This window comes from Chitinophagaceae bacterium (genome assembly GCA_016713085.1).
GTDB lineage: Bacteria > Bacteroidota > Bacteroidia > Chitinophagales > Chitinophagaceae > Lacibacter.
In genome coordinates this window covers 1,020,053-1,041,553 of sequence record JADJPV010000001.1, presented here as the reverse complement: position 1 = coordinate 1,041,553, position 21,501 = coordinate 1,020,053, and the positions used below count along the sequence as shown (strand labels likewise).

Below are 21,501 nucleotides of genomic sequence, written 5' to 3'. Positions count from 1 at the left end.
AACAGTATAAAACTGGCAAAATGAAAATGAAAAACCTTGGAATTGGCCTTTTGCTTTGTTGTCTGGTGGGTTCTGTAGCAGTATCTGCTCAAACAAAACCAAAGCCCAAAAAGACAACAAGAACGAAAACACAGCGTCCGCAAACACAAACTTCGGGTTATGGCACGCAGCCTACCCAGCAACAGCCATCTGGTTATGGAACCCAGCCCTCGGGATATGGCAATAATAATCAGCCACAGCAAACAAATCAGCCGGCTGCTAATGTTCCTATCGTTGTAGTTCCTTCAACAGGAAATGCAGCAACCGATTCAATAAAGCCTTCATTGAGGAATGATGCTTCTATTGAAAGGAATCTTGTAAAAGATCGCTCCCCATTGGCATATGAACATATCCGTGAGGATGATGCGGTTTACCGTCAGCGTGTATGGAGAGAAATCGATACCCGTGAAAAGATGAATCTCCCCTTCCGTTATGCGGCCGATGAGGATAATGGAAACCAACGTTTCATTTCTATCATTTTGCAGGCAATCAGAACCAGGGAAATAACAGCTTTTGATGCGGCTGATGACAGGTTTACTACTCCATTAACGCCCGATAAGGTAATGGAAACATTTGCAGGTGGTGTTGATACTGTTCCGGTTTATGACATGCAGGGTAATATTACACGTTACGAAGTGCGTACCCGTGAATTTGATCCGGATAGTATTTATCAGTTTCGTATGAAGGAAGAATGGGTGTTTGATAAAGAATCTTCAAGAATGTTTGTAAGGATTCTTGGTATTGCACCTGTAAAACCTCAGTATACATCTTCAGGCATTTTTGTTGGTATGATTCCAATGTTCTGGGTTTATTATCCTGATGCACGCCCATTACTTTCAAAGTATGAAGCATTCAACGGTAAAAACTTTGGAGCCAGGATGACATGGGAAGAGCTGTTTGAAAACAGGATGTTCAGCAGTTATATTACCAAATCAACAATGGATAATCCATACGACAGAAGGTTAAAGGATTATATCAAAGATCCGATCCTCCGTTTGCTGGAAGGTGAAAATATAAAAGACAAGATTTTTAATTACGAACAGGATCTCTGGTCGTACTAAAATCAAAAAATACAGTTTAAAAGCCGCTTTTACAAAAAGCGGCTTTTTTGTGTTTAGAGCGGAAGTATCTGCTTTTTTATCAGAAACACGTAGAACTACTATATCTAAATGATAGATTATCAGGCCTGGAATAAAAATAAAAATATTCTAAAAAATACCTGTTTATGGTATTGATTTGTAGATAAGTGTTTGTATCTTCGTTTCGGTTTTTCATAGGATATTGGATTTTAAAGACGGGGCTGGATTTCTATCCTGGCCCCATTTTTTTTATACCTGCAGTCCGCTCTTCACCAATCCGGCTTTTTGTTCCCCTATAACTGCAGCAATTTCTTCAATAGAAGCATTCCTGATTTTTGTTACCGATTTAAACTCTTTCAGCAACGTATCAATTGTTGCAGCGCCAATACCTGCGATATTTTCAAGCTCAGTTTTAAATGTTCCTTTACTTCTTTTATCTCTGTGAAAAGTAATGCCGAAGCGGTGTACTTCGTCCCGTATTCTCCTGATGAGATTTAATGATTCACTGTCGTAAGGAATCTTTAATGATTGCTGATCGCCAGTAAAGAAAATTTCTTCTACATTTTTTGCAAGCCCTACAACAGTCATCTTGTTTTCAAGATTCAATTCTTTAATGCTTTCCATTGCAGATGACAATTGTCCTTTACCGCCATCAATAATTACTAATTGAGGTAACGGCTGATTCTCTTCTGTTAAACGTTTGTAACGCCGCCCCACTACTTCCTTCATTGATGCAAAATCATTGATGCCTGTTACTGTTTTAATATTGAAATGCCTGTAATCTTTTTTGCTGGGTTCGCCATTTTTAAAGCATACCATTGCAGCTACAGGGTAACTTCCCTGGAAATTTGAGTTATCAAAACACTCAATGTGCAGTGGTACCTGCTGCAGGTGAAGTTGCTGCTGTAACTGCAGCAATATTTTTTGTGCGGCTTCCTGTTTCCTGTCTGAAAGATGGAGGGATTGTTTTCGTTTAAACTCTTCCACAAAAACTGCCACGTTTTTTTGCGACAGCTCCAGAAGCTTTTTCTTTTCACCGGCTTTGGGTGCAGTTATTTTTAATTGTTCATCTAATAATTCTATCTCAACCGGTACAATAATTTCAGGTGAAATGCTTTCGAATTTGTTACGAATAAAACTTACGGCAAATTCCAGAATTTCTTTTTCTGTTTCACCCAGGTGACTTTCAAGCTGAACGTTTTCTGTTTGAATAATGCTTCCGTTTTGCACCATCATGTAATTCAGAAATGCTTTGTTCTCATTTAAAAGAATGGAAATAACATCTGCATCGCCCATTCTTGGATTTACAACAGTAGAAGTTGCTTTATAATTTTCCAGGTGCTCAATTTTCTTACGGGTGATCTCTGCTTTTTCAAAATTCATTTCGACAGCGAAAGCTTTCATTTCTTCCTTCAGCTGCCTGATAACAGGGGAGAGGTTTCCTTTGAGTAAATTTTTAACCTGTTCCATATTTGCCTGGTAATCTTCCGTTGACTGTAAGCCCTCGCAGGGGCCTTTACAGTTTCCTAAATGATATTCAAGACAAACTTTGAACTTCCCTTTCTTAATGTTGCTTTCTGAAAGATTGAGTTTGCAGTTTCTGATAGGGATATGCTGACGGATGAACTCTATCAGGTCTCTCACCTTTGCAACGGAGGTAAATGGCCCAAGGTATTGTGAACCATCGTGGATCTTTTTCCTTGTAAGAAAGACTCTTGGGAAAGGCTCTTTTTTTATAACAATAAACGGGTAGCTCTTATCATCCTTCAGATCAATATTAAAAACGGGCTGGTATTGTTTGATCAATGAATTTTCAAGAAAGAATGCATCCTGTTCTGAATTAACAACTGTAAACTCAATTGTATGTATTCTTCTAACTAGTTCCTGTGTTTTGTACGATTGAAGTGTTTTTGTAAAATAAGAGGAAACTCTTTTTGCGCAGGTGTTTTGCCTTGCCAACGTACAGCAGTTTTTTATCAGCATCAAAATATTTATAAATGCCTGGTTGTGCCGGAATTCCGGGCAATACTTTTTTTAATTCGGCTTCAGTCATGATTAATCATCCTCTCTTTCGTCCAAGATCACCCGTTCGGTTGTAATTTTTTCCGGCTCATTCTTTTTTGTTACGGAAGTAATCAGGGTAAAACTTTTGTTATGCTTCCACAGTATTTGCTGTGAAACGGCAGAGTCGTTGTTTTCTTTATACCGTACAAGATATAACTGGCTGATCTGCTCTTTTTCAGGGTTCACATATACATCTACTCTTGAAATAGGACAGTTTGTATTAATTGCATCATAGGTAATAGTTACGGTGTGAATAGTTGCATCAGCAAAAGAGGTTTCTTTGAAGTTTTTCTCGAAATTCTTTTTTTCCAGTTCCTCCACCAGAAATTCACCTGCAATCTGCTTCACCTGTTCTTTAGTAATGAATTGAGAATCTGTAAACACTGTATCCTGCTGAACTACTTTTAAAAAAGCAAATGGAACTGTATCAATATACTTTAGCTGGCCTTTGAGATAGGAACTTACATCAATATAGTCTTTGGGCTCTTTTTTTGTATTCTTACAGCTGTTGAATGTAAATACAGCACTAACACAGAATAATCCTAACAAAAATTTTATCATGCTGTAAAAATATTGAAAACTATTGTTTCACAGCAGGAAGAAACGAACCGAAAAACAATTATCTCAGGGGTTTAACAATACCGATGCGGAAACCATAATCAACCAGGTGTTCCCTGATTGGATATTCACCACGGGCATTTGAAAACAGCTGGTAACGTAATTGCGGACCAGCCTGGATCAGGAAGTTTTTAGCATTCCAGCGGAGAAATGTTTCAATGGATGAGTTTACATTCAAATGACTCATCAGATCAGGAGCTTTTACATAATTCTTTAAATCGTTTGTCAACAGGTACCCGGAAGCTTTCAGCAGATAAGTAGGCTGGAGATTGGTAGCCAGGTTCCACTGTACTTTTTTCTTCCCGGCTAATTTAAATTCTAAACCTAAAGGAATTGAAACCTGGTATGTTTCATTTGCTACATTCTTCGCATAATAACCATTATCATTATTCAATGTTGTTACACGCTGTATACTTGAGTAATTGAGACGTATAGTAGTTAACTGCGGAGCAGCTTTAAATGCATTTACCTCATAGTGTGTATAGTTAAACTGAATGCCCGTTCTGAATTTAATTCTCTTTGAAACGGGAAACAGAATAGCAACTCCTCCTTCTAAACCAAGTGAAGGGTTATGTATTGCTGCATCTTCCGGATTCTCCCTTGGCAAATTGCCAAAAGCAATTTTATTGCCAGCATATAAAACCCTGTAGCTGAGAGAAGGAGTAAGATAAAACTGCAATTGCTTTACTGGTTTTTGTTTTATAACCAGTGGAATATTCACTTCATAATTGAGTTCGGCATCTGTTTTAAGTGCAGGAGATTCATCAATGACCGGTGTTTCTGTTTGATGTTCAGCAACACTGATACCTCCTGTCTTTTGTTCAGGAGCATCAGCTACATGGAAAGTTGGTTTGCTCAATGAAACAAAATGATTATTTTCTGCTTTGGTAAGTAAAATTTCTTCCGGAGCTGATTGCTCAATTACCTGCGAAACCGGGATGATTGGCGTTGCATCAACGGGCAGCACATTTCCAGAAGATTCAGGAGCATTAACAGCAAATGATTCATTGTTTGTTTCAGACAATGGTTGCTGTACTCTTGGCTTCATCCTTACAACTTTTGCAAGGGGTGAACTTGTTTTTGACACAGTTTGATGAACATCGTTGTCATCAGGTAATGAAAGTGATACTTTATTATTTGGCTGCTGGTCGTTAGAAAGATAAAGTGAGAAAAAGAAAGAAGAACAAGAGTAATGCCGGCTGACTTAAAATTAAAAGGATTATTTTTTTTCTGCACCCTTTGCTGAATCTTGTCCCATATCTCAGTGGATGGGTACATGCGGTACTCATCAGCCTTTTGTTTCAGCATCCTTTCAAATGAATCGTCCTGGTACATATAGCGCTCCATAATCAGTTTAGTTTGGTTGTACGGATGGTTTAAAACCGAGGATGGGCTGCTGCCACCCATTCACCCTGTCTCTGAGGCCGGAGAATGATTTGTTTTTGAATCAAAATCTGCTCCAGCATTGCTTTTGCTCTTGTGTACTGCGATCGGCTGGTACTTTCTTCTATGTCCAGCATATTTGCAATTTCACGGTGAGTATAACCGTCAATTGCAAACAGGTTCAATACAGTTCGGTAACCAAGTGGTAATGTTCTGATGCATTCTATTACCTGCTTGGCTTGAATGATTGATGGTACACTGTCTTCCCGAACCGAAACGGTTTGGGCCTGTGTTATATCTACACTATCATTAAACTTCTTGTGTTTTTTTAAATGATTAATGCAGGTATGAACAATAATGCGCCTGATCCAGCCTTCAAAAGAGCCTTTGCTTTGAAACTGATGAATTTGTGTGAATACCCTGATGAAACCTTCCTGCAGCATGTCTTCAGCATCTTCACGGTTGCGGGCAAATCGATAACAGACAGACAACATTTTTGGACTGTATCTGCTGTACAATTCCTGTTGAGCTACCGCTTGATTTTTAAGACATCCATGTAAGATTGCTTCCTCAGTCATTCACGTTGGGTTTGCAACCCTGAATTTAGACAATTTAAATGAAAAAGCTGCTGCTTTGCTGTCAAAATAATACAATGAAGAAGCCCATTGCTCAAAATGCCGGAATAATGGGCTTCTCCTTGTAATTATCCGGGGCCGCATTACAGACAGTATTCCTTTTAAAATGAATTTTTTGGGAAAGGTTTAGGGAATAGTGTTTAGTTTCTTCTTTCGTATTCTTTTAGGATTGTACCAAAGCCAGAAACCGGTAATTGTAAGCATTAATAAAGCTCCTCCCATTATTGTTGTATACGAAAGTTTAAATGCTCCATTTCACCCTGTTATCTTATCAATGTACGAACCGGCCTGTATGTTTTCAATAAAGTCTGATCTTCTCTTTTCAATGTGTAACAGCTTTCCTGTTGAAGCATCGAGTTGAATACCGAGGTAATTTTCTTTGAAAACAAACTTTACCATTCCTTTTTCCGGTCGGGCATCTATCCTGTCCAGTTTGTCAGAAATGATTTCAGGGATACTGTCGTGCAGAGTTTTAACAGCAATTGTATGCAGTGAATCAAACGACAGCCATTGACTGATGTCTGTTGTTGTGCCCTTCTGGCTATCTGCAAGCAGATAACCATTGCTGTTTTTTTTCCATCCGAGAAGTAATCCTGTAATGGAGATGATGACAAAAAAAACAAACAGAATGGAAGCAATCCATCTGTGAATTTTTCTGTACCATCTGGTTTGCTTAACAACTTTTGAAACAGCCATGGTTTATAAATTTGCTCTTAATGAAACAATAAAGTTGCTTCCTGCTGCAACAATCCCTGATGAATACGGCCTGTAACGTTGATTACTGATATTTTCCCAGCCGGTTGTTAAAAGAACGTTTTTTGTTATTTGACAGGATGCTTTCAGATTAATGGTATACCACCCCGGGGCATAAGGTTTGCCGTTGGTGTCTTTTGCGTATATATCTGTTTTGGCCTGTTCTGATGGTGCAAGGTCTTTGTTTTTTATTTCGCTGTTATATACAGCAGATGCTTCAACATAGAATTTCCCTGCGTGATATTTGATATATGTGCTGCCATAAAAAGGAGGAGCATGACGCAAAGGAACCTGTTCGTTTTTTACATCATCTGTTTCTTTTCCTGTTATCCAGTTTGCATGAGTTTGAACGGAAAAGTTTTTTGTAATAAACACTTCAACACTTGCCTGGAAACCCCATACTGTTGCTTTAGCAACATTTTGTAATGCTTCAACCCGGCTGAGTATGCCGTCAAACAGAATACTATCCTGCCCATTGAATGTTGTTGGCCTGCGTACAATTGCATGATTCAGCAGAGTGTGAAATCCATTCAGCTCGATTCTAAGTTTATGCTGAATATTTTTTACAATACCTATTTCAAAATTATAAGCATATTCTGATTGGATATCCGGATTGGGAATTGTAATGTTACCGGGTACACTTTCAAACAGCTTTCCAATATCATCAACATTTGGCATACGATAGCCAGTTGAAAAATTTGCATTCAGCTGCCATGTTTCAGCAGGGCGAAAAACAAGTCCTGCGTTTCCGGTAAGTGCGCCTTCTTTAATCTCTGCTTTTTTATAAGGAAACTTGATGAACGTTGTATCAAAAGTTGCATTCAGCATATTATAGCTGTAACGTAAACCACTTGTTAACGTAAACTTTGGATGAAAATTTATTTTGTAGCTGGCATATATACCGGCTGTACTCCATGTACTTCCATCGGGGTATCGGCTTACATATGGTGATACGGCACCAGTTCCAATATTTGTTCGTTCTCCTGTTGAACCTACTTTGTTATAAACGTACTCAATACCATAGAATAACTTCCCTTTGCCAATTGTTTTATTTGCATCCGCATTTATGCTGATAGCTTTTACCGTTTCTTTCTGCATGTTACGGTTATTGTTGGTCCGTGTACGATCAACCCTGCTTTCTTCATAATCCTGGTAAGCAACATTGAGCTTACTTTCATCAAACAACACTTTTTTCTTGGAAGCCAGTATTTCAAGGTTGTGCAATGACCATATCATTGGCCCATAATACCATTCTGCAAAGCGAAGTTTTCCACTCCGGTACTGTATCAGCCTGTCATAACGTGGAGCATTACCTGTCTTTGCATATGTAAAACCATATTTAAAATCAAGATTTTTGGTTGGTTTAAAGCGAACCTTTTGCAACAGATTTATTTGTTCGTAACCGCTGAACCGCTGAGTCCTTGGATCGCTGTTTTTTACAATGCTGTCGATTCCATTGATACGCTCAACATATTCAGGGCGCAGATAACTGTCCGGCCCACCATTTTTACCCATCCTCAGATCATCAAATTTGCTGTAAGTAAGGGAAGATAAGACAGACCATTTTTCCCAGCCAAGATTTAAGTCAGCGTGGATCGTATTTTCTTTATTAGCGGATGAATAGCGAACTGATGTACTTCCTTTTACCAACAGCTTTCCATTTTGTGATAATCTTGGATGCAGTGTATGAAAATCCATTACACCTCCAATTGCATCGCTTCCGTAAATCAAAGATCCGGGACCAAAAATTACTTCCGCAGTTTCTAATGCAAGTGCATCAACTGAAATTATATTCTGTAAATTTCCACTCCTGTAAATAGCATTATTCATTCTTACACCATCAACAACAAGTAATATCCTGTTTGTTGCAAACCCCCGAATCATGGGACTTCCACCTCCGAGTTGACTTTTCTGTACAAAGATTGTCCCTGTTTGTGCAAGCAAATCAGCAGAAGTTTGCGGATTGTTCCGGAGAATTTGATCCTTACTTATTTTGGTGATTTTATTTGGAACTTCATTTTGCTTGAGTTCCCATTTATTAAATGAAATAATGACTTCACCTAATTCTTTTGCTGTTGTATCCGGTGGTTCTTCCTGTGCCTGCGAGTATAAAAATGTGCAGACAGATAATAGCAATAAAAATAACTTTCTCATTTTAATTGTTAAGCTGGTTATTGAAATCAGTTGATCATGCGCACAATGATGTGCGACATGATGAAATCATCATTGCAATAGCAATGAGTACATTAAATTGTAAATAGAAAGCTTAACTGAATTTGGGAGGAGGTGCCGTGTAGCCGATGAAGGGGGTAATATAAATTGAATTCCTGAACTGATTCCTGTTGTTAATGTTAACATAACCAAGTACAGGCAGGTTGCCGGTTTCTGTATTTGCAATCATCACAGAAAATAATTTTACAAACTGCTGTAATTTGCCCGATTGCTGTTGGTTCTTTGCCAGATTCTTCAGATTTCTTTTAATTTCTTTTTCTTTTTATCGTAAAGACCTGTAAGCAGGGTTTCGTCATTGATAATCTGAATACGTTTTACATCAAACATTTCACCGTTAACCCAACATTCTTTTTTGTCTTTGATCCATTCAATGTCTGATGTTTTAATTCTTACCTGAACCAGTTCCTGTTTTTCCAGCGCCTCCAGCATTTGCCACTGCACATACAGTTGCCTCACCTGTAATACTACAGTTGAAAGAAGCGGAATGCTGAAGGCCGCCAGTAAAAAAACAGTTAATATGGTTTTGAAATACTGCATTAATCAACGATCAAATCGAAGCCTGTCATTTCTTTTGGAGCTGCAAGTCCCATCATATGTAAAATGGAAGGAGCTACATCGCCTAATTTGCCTGTTTTTACTTTTCCTCTCCACTCTTTATCAACTACAAATAAAGGAACAGGGTTTAATGTATGTGCTGTATTGGGTGTTCCATCTTCATTAATCATAAAATCGGCATTGCCATGATCGGCCAGAACGAAAACAGTATATCCGTGATCCAGGGCAGCAGTAACTAACCGCTGCATACACTTATCAACTGTTTCTACAGCTTTTATCGCAGCACTGAAAACACCTGTATGTCCAACCATGTCGGCATTGGCATAATTCAAACAGATAAAATCAGCTGTTTCATTTTCAATTTCAGGAACAATGGCATCTGTTACTTCAATTGCACTCATTTCCGGTTGCAGATCGTAAGTTGCTACTTTGGGTGATGGGATCATAATTCTTTTTTCGCCCTCAAATGGTAATTCTCTGCCACCGCTGAAAAAGAAACTTACATGCGGATATTTTTCTGTTTCTGCAATTCTGATCTGGGTTTTACCATAATGTTCCAATACTTCTCCTAATGTTTGATTCAGATTATCTGTTTCAAACACTACATGAACATTTTTATAGGTCTTGTCGTATTCCGTCATGGTTGTATAATCCAGTTTAAGTTTCTGCATTCCAAGTTCGGGCATATCTATTTGTGTAAGCACCTGAGTTATTTCACGGCAGCGGTCGGTGCGGAAGTTGAAACAGATTACTGCATCACCATCTTTAATAGTTGAGTTTCCTGTTTTGCTGCTGATGATTGGTTTTAAAAATTCATCTGTAACTCCGTTTGTGTAGGAAGCAGCAACTGATTTCAATACATCGTCTGATTTTTCGCCAATACCGTTCACTAATGCATCATAAGCAAGTTTTACACGTTCCCATCTTTTATCCCGGTCCATTGCATAGTAGCGGCCGGTTACAGATGCTATTGCACCAACGGTTTGGTTCAGGTGATTTTGTACATCGGTTAAAAAAACTAACCCGCTTTTAGGGTCAGTGTCCCTTCCGTCAGTAAAAGCATGGATAAATACATTGCTAAGGCCTTTTGATTTGCATAAAGATGTAAGGGCTTTTAGGTGGCTGGTATGTGAATGCACCCCGCCATCACTAACTAAACCTATAATATGAAGAGGTTTGTTATTTTGAAGTGCATGGTCAATACTGTCGTTCAAAGTTTTATTGGCTGCAAATTCGCCATCACGTACTGCAACATGAATACGTTGTAACTCCTGGTATACAATACGGCCTGCGCCAAGGTTCAGGTGACCTACTTCACTGTTACCCATTTGTCCATCGGGTAAACCAACTGCTTCGCCACAGGTAATCAACGTGGTATTTGGGTATTGATATAAACTTGTTACAAAGGGAACATTTGCATGCTGGATGGCATCTGCATACTTTACCTGTCCAAGTCCCCATCCGTCCATAATGACCAGAATAGCTTTTTTCGTTTTCATCTGTATTTAATTTTGAATTGTTTGCCAGTTTTGCCGTTTGAAATAACCTTTTCAATCAAAGAATAAAATTATCCCGGCTGAGTTAAGAGGCTCAAATTTACTTTATTTGAGTCAAAATCATTTGATTAGCTTCACTTATAGCAGCAATTGATGCAATTTAATTGTCTGAGTAACTGTGTATTTGGCATGTTTTTCGTACTTAATCAGTATCTAAAAATCTTTATATGAGCGCAAAAAATGTTTTCAATTTTCTGTTGCTGATTTCGCTAACCGCTTTTTCATACTCATTTATTCAAAAAGATGACATTGTAACGGCTCTGAAATCGGGCAGTGCAGATAAAATGGCCAAGTATTTCGACAATATGGTAGATGTAAGCATACCTGGTAAAAGCAATACGTTCAGTAAAGGACAGGCAGAAATGGTTGTGAAAGACTTCTTTGCACTCAATAAAGTAAAAAACTTTGAAGTGCAGCATTCAGGAAGCAATCCCTCCTCTAATTTTATTATCGGCACTTTAACTACCAACAGCGGCAATTACCGCACAACCGTATACACGCGTTCACGTGGTGATAAGCAGCTGATTCAGGGAGTTGAATTTGAACAGAAGTAAAACTCTTACTAACAATACAACATCACCCCCGCTTCTTAGCGGGGTTTTTATTTGCAGTAACAAAAGCAAAAGAATGAATTCCTTTAGTTTTGCAGCATGATCGCAAATTACAATGAACTGTTACAGGTACTGATTACTGCAGCAATAAAAGAAGATATTGGTGAAGGGGATCATTCAACACTCAGTTCTATTTCTCCAGAAGCAAAGGGAATGGCCGTTTTGAAGATAAAAGAAGAAGGTGTGCTTGCAGGAATGAACGTAGCTAAGGCCATCTTTCAGTTTCAGCAACCTGATTGTATATTTAAAGCTTTTAAGAAAGATGGAGACGGTATGCAGAAGGGTGAAACAGCATTTGAAGTGGAAGCAAGTGTGCATACAATTCTGCAATGTGAGCGGCTGGTGCTGAACTGTATGCAACGCATGAGTGGTATTGCCACTCTCACAAAAAAGTATACAGAGAAATTGAAAGGATATAAAACGAGAATTCTTGATACAAGAAAAACAACTCCTAATTTTCGCTTGCTGGAAAAAGAAGCAGTAGCAATCGGCGGAGGATATAATCATCGTTTTGCACTGTACGATATGATTATGCTCAAGGATAACCATATTGATTATTGCGGTGGAATAGAAATGGCAATTGAAAAAGCATACAATTATGTTTTTACAGTAAAGCCCGGTTTGAAAATTGAAGTGGAAACAAGAACAGTTGAAGATGTAAAAAAAGTGCTGGCTGTTGGTATAGCAGACAGGATTATGCTCGATAATTTTTCACCTGTACAATTAAAAGAAGCTCTGGAGTTAATTAACGGACGTTTTGAGACAGAAGCAAGCGGAGGAATTAATCTGGATAATATTGAAGCGTATGCGGCAACCGGTGTAGACTTCATCAGCGTTGGCGCATTGATTCACCAGGCAAGAAGTTTGGATCTGAGTTTAAAGGCGAAACTGATCTGATCACAAAAACTAAAAAAATGTCAAAGAAGAATAAACCAGATACAAGAGGATTTGTGTTCAGTACTGATCCTTCTTTTCGATTTGAAGAAGAGGAGCGGACTCCGCAGGAAACATTGCCGCCTGTGCAGCAAAATCTGCGTGTAAAACTTGAAACCAAACACAGGGCAGGTAAAACAGTTACACTGGTTGATGGATTTACAGGCAGTGATGAGGATGCGGAAAAGCTCGGCAAACAGTTGAAAAATTTCTGTGGCACGGGAGGTTCAGTTAAAGACGGTGAAATTATTGTACAGGGCGATCAGCGGGACAGGGTGCTGCAATTTCTTTTAAAGAACGGTTACAGTAAAACGAAGAAGTCGGGCTAATACCGGTCTGCGTACTATTTTTAATTATTTTTACGTTTAAGACCAACAACCTTTTTAAATTACTAACCTGCTATGTCTATTATTCTTCTTGGTGCCTATACCGCAAGATTAGAATTATTTAAATTCTTCTTTTTCCTGGCATTTGGGGCTTTAATCTGGAGCTTTTTCATGTATTATGACGCTTCTGGGTCGAGCAGCCACAAAAGAAAAAAGAGAAGAGCGGTTGTTTTAATGATCGTTTCATCCATACTGGTTGCAGGCATGTCAATTACCTGGCTTCTCAGCAAAACCAATATGGGCTGGTGGTGGGAGCAATAAGTAATCAGCCTTCAGCAGTATCCTCCTCATCAGCTTTTTCAGTATTTAAGTAATAACTCAAAGCTCCGCTTGGGCATTTTTTAACCTGTTCAATGATCTTTTCGGTTGTTGATCCTTTCACATCTATCCAGGGGCGTTTTGTTGGGTTAAATACTTCTCTTAACCCTTTCCAGCAAAGGGTTGAATGGATACAAACATCAGGTTTCCAAACAATAGTAACTTCTCCATTGTTGTATTTGTGTGTTGTTTTAGGCATAACAGTTTTTCCTGTTGTTACGTTATAGATAAGGAGTTCTGTGAATTTCGTTTAATTTTACATCAAATTTAAATATGGTATCCAAAATTACTGAGGGGGTCACCATTAGTGTGGAAACGTTTTACCAGCCCGATTACAGCAATCCGGTGGCTGGTGAATTTATGTTTGCATACCGTATTTCAATTGAAAACAATAACATTTTCCCTGTTAAGCTCCTGCACAGACACTGGAATATTTTTGACAGCAACGGATCGCATAAAGAAGTAGATGGCGAAGGAGTTGTTGGTGTTCAGCCAGTTATTCAGCCCGGCGATCAATACCAGTATGTAAGCGGTTGTAATTTAAAAACAGAAATGGGCAAAATGGAAGGAACCTATACGATGGAGAATCAGCATAACAAAAAGCAGTTCCAGGCTCATATTCCCTCCTTTGAAATGATTGCCCCGTTCAAGTGTAATTAACTCCCATCCCTGTAGATTAACAGCAAATTACCCCATTTCGCCTCTTCATCAACACGTCTCATGGCTTTTTTAGCGTAGTTTTGACAAATTGTTTGCTTCCATTCTGTGGCATAAAAGGCGATCGTAATTTCAATTTAATATGGCGAAAGTTTCATTCAATAATAAAAGCAGCCTGTTCTTTAATGATCTGAAACAGGCAGTTGATCATTATTTCTCAGCAAATCAGATAAGGAAAACAGGAAATATTAAGCTGTATATGAAGACAATTGTTCTGATACCGGCTGCTGTTCTGATATATGTATCGTTGCTAACTGTTTCTTTCCCCGTATGGGTTGCTTTGTTATTATGTGGTTTTTTAGGAGTGATTTTCGCAAGTATTGGTTTTAATGTGATGCATGATGCCAACCACGGCAGCTACAGCAGTAAAAAATGGGTGAATGAATTGTTTGGTTACTCTATTAATGCTTTGGGCGGCAACGCTTTTATCTGGAAATTCAAACATAACATTATTCATCATACCTATACCAATGTGGATGGAGTAGATGATGATATTGCCAGAAGCCCGCTTCTTCGCCAATGCAGCACGCAGGTATGGAAACCTGCTCATAAGTTTCAACATATTTATGTGGTGTTTTTGTACGCTATTTCTTCATTAGCATGGGTTGCTTATCTCGACTTTGACAAATACTTTAAGCGTAAAGTGAATACTACGTCTATGTCAAAAATGGATGTAAAAGAACATATCCTGTTTTGGGTGAGTAAATTGCTTTATGCAGTTTTTTATGTTGCAGTGCCCATCTGGTTCGTTGGTGTTGGTAAATGGGCCATTGGTTATTTGACCATGGAATTGGTACTCGGTTTTGTACTGGCCATTGTATTTCAGTTAGCTCATGTGGTGGAAGAAACAGAGTTTGAATACGCAGGCATTGAACCCGTGATGATTGAAAGTGAGTGGGCAGCACACCAGGTAAAAACAACATCAGACTTTGCACCAAAGAATAAACTCATTTCCTGGTTTGCAGGTGGATTGAATTTCCAGGTGGAGCATCATTTGTTTCCACGCATCAGCCATATACATTATCCTGAACTGAGCAAAATTGTGGAAGAAAAATGTAAAGAGCACCAGTTGCCTTATCATTCAATTCCTACCATGAATGAAGCAATTGCTTCACATTTCAGAATGTTAAAGCAGTTGGGGCAGTCTTCAGTTTCCTCATCGGGGCTTGTAGCCTGATTCGTCAAAAATCTTTTTGTTGGGAGTTTGCATTAAACGTTGAGGAGAAAGATCCGGGTTTTTTTTGATATAAGCTTTTACAATTTCCCATCCTAAATAGGCCCCGATATTTCCCGGACTATTTTCAGGCATTCCCTGTGTAGATGGACCATCGGTTGTAAAATTCTGCGTTAATGCAGGGTCCATTTCAAACAATAAATTCTGCTGAATAAAAAAGTTGTAAATACTCCGTTCGCTTTCTTTGCACCAGTCAAGTTGTTTCCCTGTATAACCAATCAGCAACGTATCATTTGCTTGCGGCAGGAATTTGTTCAGCAGGTATAATCGTTTTCCTTTTTCAACAAAACGTTCAATCAGCGGAAAGCGGTTACTGCTGTCAGGATACAAATCATCAATCACCAGCATAAATACATCAGTAGGAATAAACTCTTTCGAAAATCTCCGGCTGCGGTACTGTGGAGCAATACTGCTGATATATCCCGGATCAGTATAAATGGCAAAATCTTTCCCGAGGTAAAACTGCAATCCAACGGCCAGAAAATTTTCACCGATATAATTCGGGCTTGGTTCGTTATTGCTCATGGGTGCCAGTGCATCCATTGGCCCTACGGTTGTAATGATTGATGGAACCTGGTAAGTAGGGAAATAATATTTTACATATTGAAAACCCTTCGACAGTTCTTCTTTTACAGGATTGAAATTCTTATACAGCTCCTGCGATTTTTCATACACCGGTTTATTAAGATGCAGAAAACGTTTACTTCCTTCAAAAAGCAGTTGATTGGTATCAGTAAATGCGCCAAGTCCTAACACATGGTTCACAAATAGCGGCAAAAAGGTTGGATACTTGTTTTGTAATGCTGTTAAACCGGCTTTGGTTTGATTGCTGTCGATAGCAAAAAAATCCTGTTCAAAACGCTGAACAGAGAGGTCGACGTTGATCTTCGAAACATCAGGCGCATTGCTTTGATCGTTGCAGGCGAAGAGAAATACAAGGGCTGATAAGACGAAAAGATTTTTCATGCTGCTGATAAACGAAAGATTCATGTGTTTGTTGTGAGGTTCTGTGGCCGAAATTCGTGAAATTTGTACCATGAAGATATTCATAGCGCAGCAAAATTATCATATTGGCAATTTTGAAAGTAATACACAGAAAATAATTGATGCAATTAAATTGGCAAAAGCACAGGGCGGCGAGATCATTATGTTCAGTGAATTGAGTGTGTGCGGATATCCTCCCAGAGATTTTTTAGAGTTTAATGACTTTTTGAATAAATGCAATGAATCGATTGATAAGATCAGGCAGCATGCTGATACTATTGCTGTGATTGTTGGCGCTCCTGATAAGAATAAACGAACCCAGGGAAAGGATCTGCACAATGCAGCCTGGTTTCTGTATGAGAAAGAAGTGAAAGCCGTAATCCATAAAACGTGTTTGCCCAACTATGATGTGTTTGATGAGTACCGATACTTTGAACCGGCATACGACTGGAATATTGTGGAATTTAAAGGAAAGAAGTTAGCCATTACTATTTGTGAAGATATCTGGAACCTCGGCAATAATCCTTTGTACAGGAATTGTCCGATGGATGAGTTGATGCAATACCAGCCGAATGTGATGCTGAACATCTCTGCATCGCCTTTCGATTATACACATGTGGAAGACAGGAAAGCAATTGTAAAACTGAATGTTCAGAAATACAAATTGCCAATGATCTATTGTAATTGTGTGGGCAGTCAAACGGAGATTGTTTTTGACGGAGGTTCACTCGTATTTGATAAGGATGCCAACATGATTAAACAGCTTTCTTTATTTGAAGAAGAGTTAAAAGCGGTTGAATTAAACGATGATGGGTATTTTGCAGAACCTGTTTTGGTAAAGGCAGAAGCATTACCTAATGAAGAATTAAGTCCTGCTCATTTAGATGAAGCCTTATGCATTGCTGAAATACATGATGCCATTATTCTCGGCATTAAAGATTATTTTAAAAGATGGGTTTCAGTAAAGCCATTCTTGGAAGCAGTGGCGGTATTGATAGTGCAGTAACATTAGCGCTTGCATGTACAGCACTGGGTAAAGAAAATGTAAGGGCTGTTTTAATGCCTTCTCAGTATTCAACCGGGCATAGTGTTAGCGATGCAGAACAGTTGAGTAAGAACCTGAAAAATCCTTATGATATCGTGCCCATCAAAAATATTTATGATTCGTTCTTAACTGAACTGAAGCCGATTTTTCAGGACCTGCCTTTCAGTTTAGCTGAAGAAAATATTCAAAGCCGGTCACGAGGAAATTTGCTGATGGCCATTGCCAATAAGTTTGGATACATCTTACTCAATACATCCAACAAAAGCGAACTGGCAACAGGTTATGGAACTTTGTATGGTGATATGGCCGGTGGTATTGGTGTGCTGGGCGATTGTTATAAGCTGCAGGTATATGAACTGGCGAAGTACATCAACCGAAGCGAAGAAATTATTCCTGGTAATATCATCACTAAACCACCCAGTGCAGAGTTAAGGCCGGGTCAGAAAGATTCTGATTCATTACCTGATTATTCAATTCTTGATAAAATACTTTATCAATACATTGAACGCAGACAGGGACCGAATGAAATTAAAGCAATGGGCTTTGATGCGGCTTTGGTTGACCGTGTGTTGAAAATGGTGAATGTAAATGAATACAAACGCAACCAGTTTTGCCCCATCATCCGTATTTCACCAAAGGCGTTTGGTGTGGGAAGAAGGGTGCCTATTGTTGGGAAATATCTTTCATAAAAATAAGTGTATGCAAAAAGAGGGATTCGCTATCAGTACTGAAACAAGTTTCTTTAACCTGGAGTATGTTCATGAGTTTTTATCTAACTCTTACTGGGCAAAAAATATTCCTGTTGAAACAGTACAAAAATCGATTGATAATTCAATATGCTTTGGTGTGTTTCACCTGGGCAGGCAAATTGGTTTTGCAAGGGTGATTACTGATAAAGCCACATTTGCATACCTCGCTGATGTGTTTATTGATGAAACTTACCGGGGCCAGGGATTAAGTAAATGGCTGATGGAAGAAATCATGAATCATGAAGATCTGCAGGGGCTTCGTCGTTTTATGCTTGCCACCCGTGATGCGCATGGATTATACACTCAGTTTGGGTTTTCAGCATTAACGAATGCCGACAGGTGGATGCAGATTCACAATCCTGATATTTATCAATCATCCGTTGACTGATCGTTGCTCTTGTCCTCTTCATCAGTTACCTTTGCCGCAAATTTTGAACTATGTTACAATTGGCATTTATCCGCCAAAACAGGGATTTGGTGAAAGAAAGACTAGCAGTAAAAAACTTTACTGATCTGGATTCGGTTGATGAAATCATTGAGCTTGATGAACAACGCCGTAAAAAACAACTGGAAAATGATGACCTCGCAGCGAAGGTAAATGCAGCATCCAAAGAAATTGGAATGCTCATGGGCAAAGGTGAAAAAGAAGCTGCTGAGCAAAAGAAAACAGAAGTATCGCAATATAAAGAATCATCCAAACAAATTGCTGAACAGCTTACTGACTTAGAGCAACAGGTAAATGACTTGCTGATCCGTTTACCTAACCTTCCTTCAACATTGGTACCTACTGGTAAAACACCGGAGGATAATGTGAATGTAAAAGAAAACGGTGCAGATCCTGTATTGCCAGCCAATGCAGTTCCACATTGGGAGTTGATCAAACAATACGACATCGTCAATTTTGAACTGGGTGTAAAGATTACCGGCAGTGGTTTTCCTGTGTACAAAGGGAAAGGCGCCAAATTACAACGTGCATTGATTAGTTATTTTTTAGATTATAACACTGTAGCCGGTTACACAGAATACATTCCACCTTACATGGTGAATGAAGCAACGGCTTACGGTACAGGGCAACTGCCCGATAAGGAAGGGCAGATGTATTATATGCCCGCTGATAATTTTTACATGATCCCAACAGCTGAAGTGCCTGTAACAAATATTTACCGTGATGAGATTGTAAAAGAAACAGAGTTGCCAATAAAGATGACGGCATATACACCCTGTTTCAGAAGGGAAGCAGGAAGTTTTGGTGCTGATGTGCGTGGTTTGAACCGTGTACACCAGTTTGATAAAATTGAAATTGTGCAGATCGTCAATCCGGAAAAAAGTTATGAAGTGCTGGATGAAATGGTGGCCCATGTTGAAAAGCTGATTCAGTCACTTGGATTGAAATACCGCATTCTCCGTTTGTGCGGTGGTGATATGAGTTTTACTTCTGCACTAACCTATGATTTTGAAGTTTGGAGTGCGGCACAGAAGAAATGGCTGGAATGTTCAAGCGTAAGCAACTTTGAAAGCTATCAAACCAACCGCATGAAAATTCGGTTCAAAGATGACAAAGGCAAAACCCAATTGCTGCATTCATTGAATGGAAGTTCATTAGCACTGCCAAGAATTTTGGCAGCATTGCTGGAGAATAATCAAACAGAAAATGGAATTGTTATTCCGGAAGTATTGAGAAGTTATTTTGGAGCCGATATTTTGAATTAATATAGTTCATTCTGATAGAAAAAAGCCCTGTACAATACTACAGGGCTTTTCTATGGTAATTACTACTTATAAAGTTTTCCTAATACAAGGAAATTAACTCTTCTTAATACAATGACTGCCTATCATTGCAATTCATCAAAACTTCGTAACCATGCAAAAGATTTTTACACTCTGCCTATTGTCTGTTCTTTATTTTTCAGCAACTGCACAATTTAAAAAAGGGGATAAGGTGCTGGGGGCCGGATTGAATTTTCAATCGTCCAAGAATGAAAATAACTTTTCTACTCTTTCTCAAACAAATAAAGGCACCAGTTTTAATTTATCTGCTGAGCTTGGAATTGCCAAAAAAGAAAGCAGGTTAAACGGTTTTTTTATCAATGCCGGTTATGGGGTAAATAAGCAGGAGTATCCAACTCAACCTGCATCTAACTCAAAGAATGACAACTTCAATGCTGGCGTTGGTTATTTCAGTAAATGCTATAAGTCACTTGGGAAAAAACTTTTTTGTGTTTGGCGAAGGAAGGGCAGATCTGAATTATTTCCAGGGAAACAACAATACAAACACCGCCAATCCTGATACTCAGGGATATGGAGTAAATCTTGGCCTCTATCCCGGTCTTGCATATAAATGGAACAGCAGATTTTTATTTGAACTCCGTTTTGCAGATTTTGTAAATATTGGTTATTCCCACAGAGAAGTAAAAGGAATTAATAACACAAAAGATGTTCAGCGCAATTTCTCATTGGGTACAAGCTTAGGGCTTGGGTATCTCAATAATATTGGCATTGGTGCCAGGTGGATCATGTAGTAAATTAATTATAAAGACTCCTGTAACTGAAGAGGCAATTCCCCTGCCTCTTTTTTTATTTTCCGGTTCATGATATAAAACCAGAGTGGTGGAATATGTGCCAGTATCATCATGCCGGGATAGCCTGTCGGCATTTGCGGCGAATCATTGTGATGGCGGAGAATCTGGTATTTGCGGCTGGCGAAATAATGATGATCGCTATGGCGGCTCAGTTCAAATAACATCAGCCGTCCAATAATATGATCACTGTTCCAGCTGTGATGCGGCATGGCCCGTTCATAATTTCCACGCTCATTTTGCCGGCGGCTTAAACCATAATGTTCAATATAATTCACACATTCAAGTAACAGAATTCCCATCAAAGCCGCAGCGAGATAAAACAGCAGGATCTTCCATCCAAACAAAAAAAAGATCAGCGTAATTAATATCAACTGCAGTAGTTGTGCCTGAAGCATTTCATTCTGTATACTCAAGACAGGCTTTCCTTTTTTCTGCATTTCAGCATTGGCAATTTTCCATGCACTGATATAGCTGAATAAAACTGTTCTTGGATAAAAGGCAAACACACTTTCATTAAACCTTCCGCTGGAAGGGTCTTCATGTGTAGCTACATTTTTGTGATGCCCCTTATTATGCTCAATAAAAAAATCACCTGTTCAAACCTGTTTACTCTGTGCCCAAGTTCGTGCGCCACATTAATTCCAAAAATGCCGCAAAGAAATCCCATACTCATAATGCGGCCTGTTATATCGGCCCAGCTTAAATTTTCATCTTTCAGGGAAAAAAGAAAAACAATCAGCACCAGGTATTGTAAAGGAACAATCAGGTATAAAATATAATCATAGGTTTTATCTGCCTTCACCATTTCTTCTTCGGCTGCAGATAAATTTTTTGAATCTGGTTTCAGGAACAATTCCAGGAAAGGGATGAAGGCAAATCCATAAATTACCGGCAGAAATGTAATCCAGCCGGTTTCATGAAAGGCAAACCAGGTAAGTATAAAAACAATAAAGGGACTGAAATATTTATATGGCCTTACATTCATGTACTGAAGTTATAAAATTAACAGAGCTGAGTAAAAGATTTTCCAT

The 21,501-nt window shown here is 38.8% G+C and carries 21 protein-coding genes and 3 pseudogenes; 12 read left to right on the top strand and 12 right to left on the bottom strand.

Going from position 1 to position 21,501, the window contains the following annotated elements; all coding sequences use genetic code 11:
• The first annotated feature begins 20 nt into the window (after positions 1-20).
• Positions 21-1,100 carry a gliding motility protein GldN gene (gldN, locus tag IPK31_04995; protein ID MBK8087344.1) on the top strand — a complete coding sequence of 360 codons (1,080 nt, stop codon included), beginning with the start codon at positions 21-23 and terminating at the stop codon, positions 1,098-1,100.
• A gap of 267 nt (positions 1,101-1,367) precedes the next feature.
• Here gldN and IPK31_04990 read toward each other — a convergent pair.
• The 8 genes and pseudogenes from IPK31_04990 to IPK31_04955 all read right to left on the bottom strand — a co-directional run bounded on the left by IPK31_04990 (position 1,368) and on the right by IPK31_04955 (position 10,857).
• Positions 1,368-3,171 (bottom strand): annotated as a pseudogene (locus IPK31_04990) (excinuclease ABC subunit C).
• Positions 3,172-3,173: 2 nt separating this feature from the next.
• Positions 3,174-3,743, bottom strand: coding sequence for a hypothetical protein (locus IPK31_04985; GenBank protein ID MBK8087343.1), 570 nt, complete (start codon positions 3,741-3,743; stop codon positions 3,174-3,176).
• 58 nt (positions 3,744-3,801) lie between these two features.
• Positions 3,802-4,848: an outer membrane beta-barrel protein gene (locus tag IPK31_04980; protein MBK8087342.1), complete on the bottom strand. Its 1,047-nt coding sequence runs from the start codon at positions 4,846-4,848 to the stop codon at positions 3,802-3,804.
• A gap of 328 nt (positions 4,849-5,176) precedes the next feature.
• Positions 5,177-5,761 carry a sigma-70 family RNA polymerase sigma factor gene (locus tag IPK31_04975; GenBank protein ID MBK8087341.1) on the bottom strand — a complete coding sequence of 195 codons (585 nt, stop codon included), beginning with the start codon at positions 5,759-5,761 and terminating at the stop codon, positions 5,177-5,179.
• A gap of 183 nt (positions 5,762-5,944) precedes the next feature.
• A pseudogene (locus tag IPK31_04970) lies at positions 5,945-6,514 on the bottom strand (PepSY domain-containing protein).
• 3 nt (positions 6,515-6,517) lie between these two features.
• Positions 6,518-8,725 (bottom strand): TonB-dependent receptor, encoded by a 2,208-nt coding sequence (locus IPK31_04965; protein MBK8087340.1) that lies wholly within the window; start codon positions 8,723-8,725, stop codon positions 6,518-6,520.
• A 312-nt stretch (positions 8,726-9,037) separates the two neighbouring features.
• Positions 9,038-9,340 carry a hypothetical protein gene (locus tag IPK31_04960; protein MBK8087339.1) on the bottom strand — a complete coding sequence of 101 codons (303 nt, stop codon included), beginning with the start codon at positions 9,338-9,340 and terminating at the stop codon, positions 9,038-9,040.
• Positions 9,340-10,857: a 2,3-bisphosphoglycerate-independent phosphoglycerate mutase gene (locus IPK31_04955; GenBank protein ID MBK8087338.1), complete on the bottom strand. Its 1,518-nt coding sequence runs from the start codon at positions 10,855-10,857 to the stop codon at positions 9,340-9,342. The genes IPK31_04960 and IPK31_04955 overlap by 1 nt, the downstream gene beginning before the upstream one ends.
• 224 nt (positions 10,858-11,081) lie before the next feature.
• Here IPK31_04955 and IPK31_04950 point away from each other — a divergent pair, with 224 nt between their 5' ends.
• The 4 genes from IPK31_04950 to IPK31_04935 all read left to right on the top strand — a co-directional run bounded on the left by IPK31_04950 (position 11,082) and on the right by IPK31_04935 (position 13,105).
• Complete coding sequence (locus tag IPK31_04950; protein ID MBK8087337.1) at positions 11,082-11,468, top strand: DUF4783 domain-containing protein; 387 nt, start codon at positions 11,082-11,084, stop codon at positions 11,466-11,468.
• A gap of 96 nt (positions 11,469-11,564) precedes the next feature.
• Positions 11,565-12,422 carry a carboxylating nicotinate-nucleotide diphosphorylase gene (nadC, locus tag IPK31_04945; protein MBK8087336.1) on the top strand — a complete coding sequence of 286 codons (858 nt, stop codon included), beginning with the start codon at positions 11,565-11,567 and terminating at the stop codon, positions 12,420-12,422.
• A gap of 17 nt (positions 12,423-12,439) precedes the next feature.
• The gene (locus tag IPK31_04940) at positions 12,440-12,787 is read left to right on the top strand and encodes a translation initiation factor (protein ID MBK8087335.1); all 348 of its coding nucleotides are present in this window, start codon (positions 12,440-12,442) and stop codon (positions 12,785-12,787) included.
• A gap of 72 nt (positions 12,788-12,859) precedes the next feature.
• On the top strand, positions 12,860-13,105 hold the full coding sequence (locus IPK31_04935) for a hypothetical protein (protein ID MBK8087334.1): 246 nt from the start codon (positions 12,860-12,862) through the stop codon (positions 13,103-13,105).
• Between the two features lie 4 nt (positions 13,106-13,109).
• Here IPK31_04935 and IPK31_04930 read toward each other — a convergent pair whose 3' ends face one another.
• Positions 13,110-13,361, bottom strand: coding sequence for a (4Fe-4S)-binding protein (locus IPK31_04930; GenBank protein MBK8087333.1), 252 nt, complete (start codon positions 13,359-13,361; stop codon positions 13,110-13,112).
• A gap of 74 nt (positions 13,362-13,435) precedes the next feature.
• Between IPK31_04930 and apaG the strand changes: the two genes are divergently transcribed.
• Both apaG and IPK31_04920 read left to right on the top strand, forming a co-directional pair.
• Entirely contained in the window at positions 13,436-13,822 is a 387-nt protein-coding gene (gene apaG / locus IPK31_04925) for a Co2+/Mg2+ efflux protein ApaG (protein ID MBK8087332.1), read from the top strand.
• 139 nt (positions 13,823-13,961) lie between these two features.
• On the top strand, positions 13,962-15,056 hold the full coding sequence (locus IPK31_04920) for an acyl-CoA desaturase (GenBank protein ID MBK8087331.1): 1,095 nt from the start codon (positions 13,962-13,964) through the stop codon (positions 15,054-15,056).
• On the opposite strand, the gene IPK31_04915 is transcribed toward IPK31_04920, so the two are convergent.
• Positions 15,036-16,103, bottom strand: a complete 1,068-nt coding sequence (locus tag IPK31_04915) for a hypothetical protein (GenBank protein MBK8087330.1) — start codon at positions 16,101-16,103, stop codon at positions 15,036-15,038. The genes IPK31_04920 and IPK31_04915 overlap by 21 nt on opposite strands.
• Positions 16,104-16,149: 46 nt before the next feature.
• Here IPK31_04915 and IPK31_04910 point away from each other — a divergent pair.
• The 5 genes and pseudogenes from IPK31_04910 (at position 16,150) to IPK31_04890 (ending at position 20,410) form a co-directional block, all read left to right on the top strand.
• Positions 16,150-17,831: pseudogene (locus IPK31_04910) on the top strand (NAD+ synthase).
• 10 nt (positions 17,832-17,841) lie between these two features.
• Entirely contained in the window at positions 17,842-18,279 is a 438-nt protein-coding gene (locus tag IPK31_04905) for a GNAT family N-acetyltransferase (protein MBK8087329.1), read from the top strand.
• A gap of 50 nt (positions 18,280-18,329) precedes the next feature.
• Positions 18,330-19,601, top strand: coding sequence for a serine--tRNA ligase (gene serS / locus IPK31_04900; GenBank protein ID MBK8087328.1), 1,272 nt, complete (start codon positions 18,330-18,332; stop codon positions 19,599-19,601).
• A gap of 151 nt (positions 19,602-19,752) precedes the next feature.
• Positions 19,753-20,178: an outer membrane beta-barrel protein gene (locus IPK31_04895; GenBank protein MBK8087327.1), complete on the top strand. Its 426-nt coding sequence runs from the start codon at positions 19,753-19,755 to the stop codon at positions 20,176-20,178.
• Positions 20,108-20,410, top strand: coding sequence for a hypothetical protein (locus tag IPK31_04890; protein MBK8087326.1), 303 nt, complete (start codon positions 20,108-20,110; stop codon positions 20,408-20,410). Before IPK31_04895 ends, IPK31_04890 begins: the two co-directional genes overlap by 71 nt.
• A gap of 8 nt (positions 20,411-20,418) precedes the next feature.
• Here the strand turns inward: IPK31_04890 and IPK31_04885 are convergent, their stop codons facing one another.
• Together IPK31_04885 and IPK31_04880 are read right to left on the bottom strand one after the other, a co-directional pair.
• Positions 20,419-21,051: an alkane 1-monooxygenase gene (locus tag IPK31_04885; GenBank protein MBK8087325.1), complete on the bottom strand. Its 633-nt coding sequence runs from the start codon at positions 21,049-21,051 to the stop codon at positions 20,419-20,421.
• On the bottom strand, positions 21,018-21,455 hold the full coding sequence (locus IPK31_04880) for a hypothetical protein (GenBank protein MBK8087324.1): 438 nt from the start codon (positions 21,453-21,455) through the stop codon (positions 21,018-21,020). The genes IPK31_04885 and IPK31_04880 overlap by 34 nt, the downstream gene beginning before the upstream one ends.
• Positions 21,456-21,501 lie beyond the last annotated feature (46 nt).

What these genes read in the sequence shown, in the direction of transcription:
- gldN (MBK8087344.1), top strand. Translation starts at nt 21, where the DNA reads ATGAAAATGAAAAACCTTGGAATTGGCCTTTTGCTTTGTTGTCTGGTG.
- IPK31_04985 (MBK8087343.1), bottom strand. Translation starts at nt 3,743, where the DNA reads ATGATAAAATTTTTGTTAGGATTATTCTGTGTTAGTGCTGTATTTACA.
- IPK31_04980 (MBK8087342.1), bottom strand. Translation starts at nt 4,848, where the DNA reads ATGAAGCCAAGAGTACAGCAACCATTGTCTGAAACAAACAATGAATCA.
- IPK31_04975 (MBK8087341.1), bottom strand. Translation starts at nt 5,761, where the DNA reads ATGACTGAGGAAGCAATCTTACATGGATGTCTTAAAAATCAAGCGGTA.
- IPK31_04965 (MBK8087340.1), bottom strand. Translation starts at nt 8,725, where the DNA reads ATGAGAAAGTTATTTTTATTGCTATTATCTGTCTGCACATTTTTATAC.
- IPK31_04960 (MBK8087339.1), bottom strand. Translation starts at nt 9,340, where the DNA reads ATGCAGTATTTCAAAACCATATTAACTGTTTTTTTACTGGCGGCCTTC.
- IPK31_04955 (MBK8087338.1), bottom strand. Translation starts at nt 10,857, where the DNA reads ATGAAAACGAAAAAAGCTATTCTGGTCATTATGGACGGATGGGGACTT.
- IPK31_04950 (MBK8087337.1), top strand. Translation starts at nt 11,082, where the DNA reads ATGAGCGCAAAAAATGTTTTCAATTTTCTGTTGCTGATTTCGCTAACC.
- nadC (MBK8087336.1), top strand. Translation starts at nt 11,565, where the DNA reads ATGATCGCAAATTACAATGAACTGTTACAGGTACTGATTACTGCAGCA.
- IPK31_04940 (MBK8087335.1), top strand. Translation starts at nt 12,440, where the DNA reads ATGTCAAAGAAGAATAAACCAGATACAAGAGGATTTGTGTTCAGTACT.
- IPK31_04935 (MBK8087334.1), top strand. Translation starts at nt 12,860, where the DNA reads ATGTCTATTATTCTTCTTGGTGCCTATACCGCAAGATTAGAATTATTT.
- IPK31_04930 (MBK8087333.1), bottom strand. Translation starts at nt 13,361, where the DNA reads ATGCCTAAAACAACACACAAATACAACAATGGAGAAGTTACTATTGTT.
- apaG (MBK8087332.1), top strand. Translation starts at nt 13,436, where the DNA reads ATGGTATCCAAAATTACTGAGGGGGTCACCATTAGTGTGGAAACGTTT.
- IPK31_04920 (MBK8087331.1), top strand. Translation starts at nt 13,962, where the DNA reads ATGGCGAAAGTTTCATTCAATAATAAAAGCAGCCTGTTCTTTAATGAT.
- IPK31_04915 (MBK8087330.1), bottom strand. Translation starts at nt 16,103, where the DNA reads ATGAATCTTTCGTTTATCAGCAGCATGAAAAATCTTTTCGTCTTATCA.
- IPK31_04905 (MBK8087329.1), top strand. Translation starts at nt 17,842, where the DNA reads ATGCAAAAAGAGGGATTCGCTATCAGTACTGAAACAAGTTTCTTTAAC.
- serS (MBK8087328.1), top strand. Translation starts at nt 18,330, where the DNA reads ATGTTACAATTGGCATTTATCCGCCAAAACAGGGATTTGGTGAAAGAA.
- IPK31_04895 (MBK8087327.1), top strand. Translation starts at nt 19,753, where the DNA reads ATGCAAAAGATTTTTACACTCTGCCTATTGTCTGTTCTTTATTTTTCA.
- IPK31_04880 (MBK8087324.1), bottom strand. Translation starts at nt 21,455, where the DNA reads ATGAATGTAAGGCCATATAAATATTTCAGTCCCTTTATTGTTTTTATA.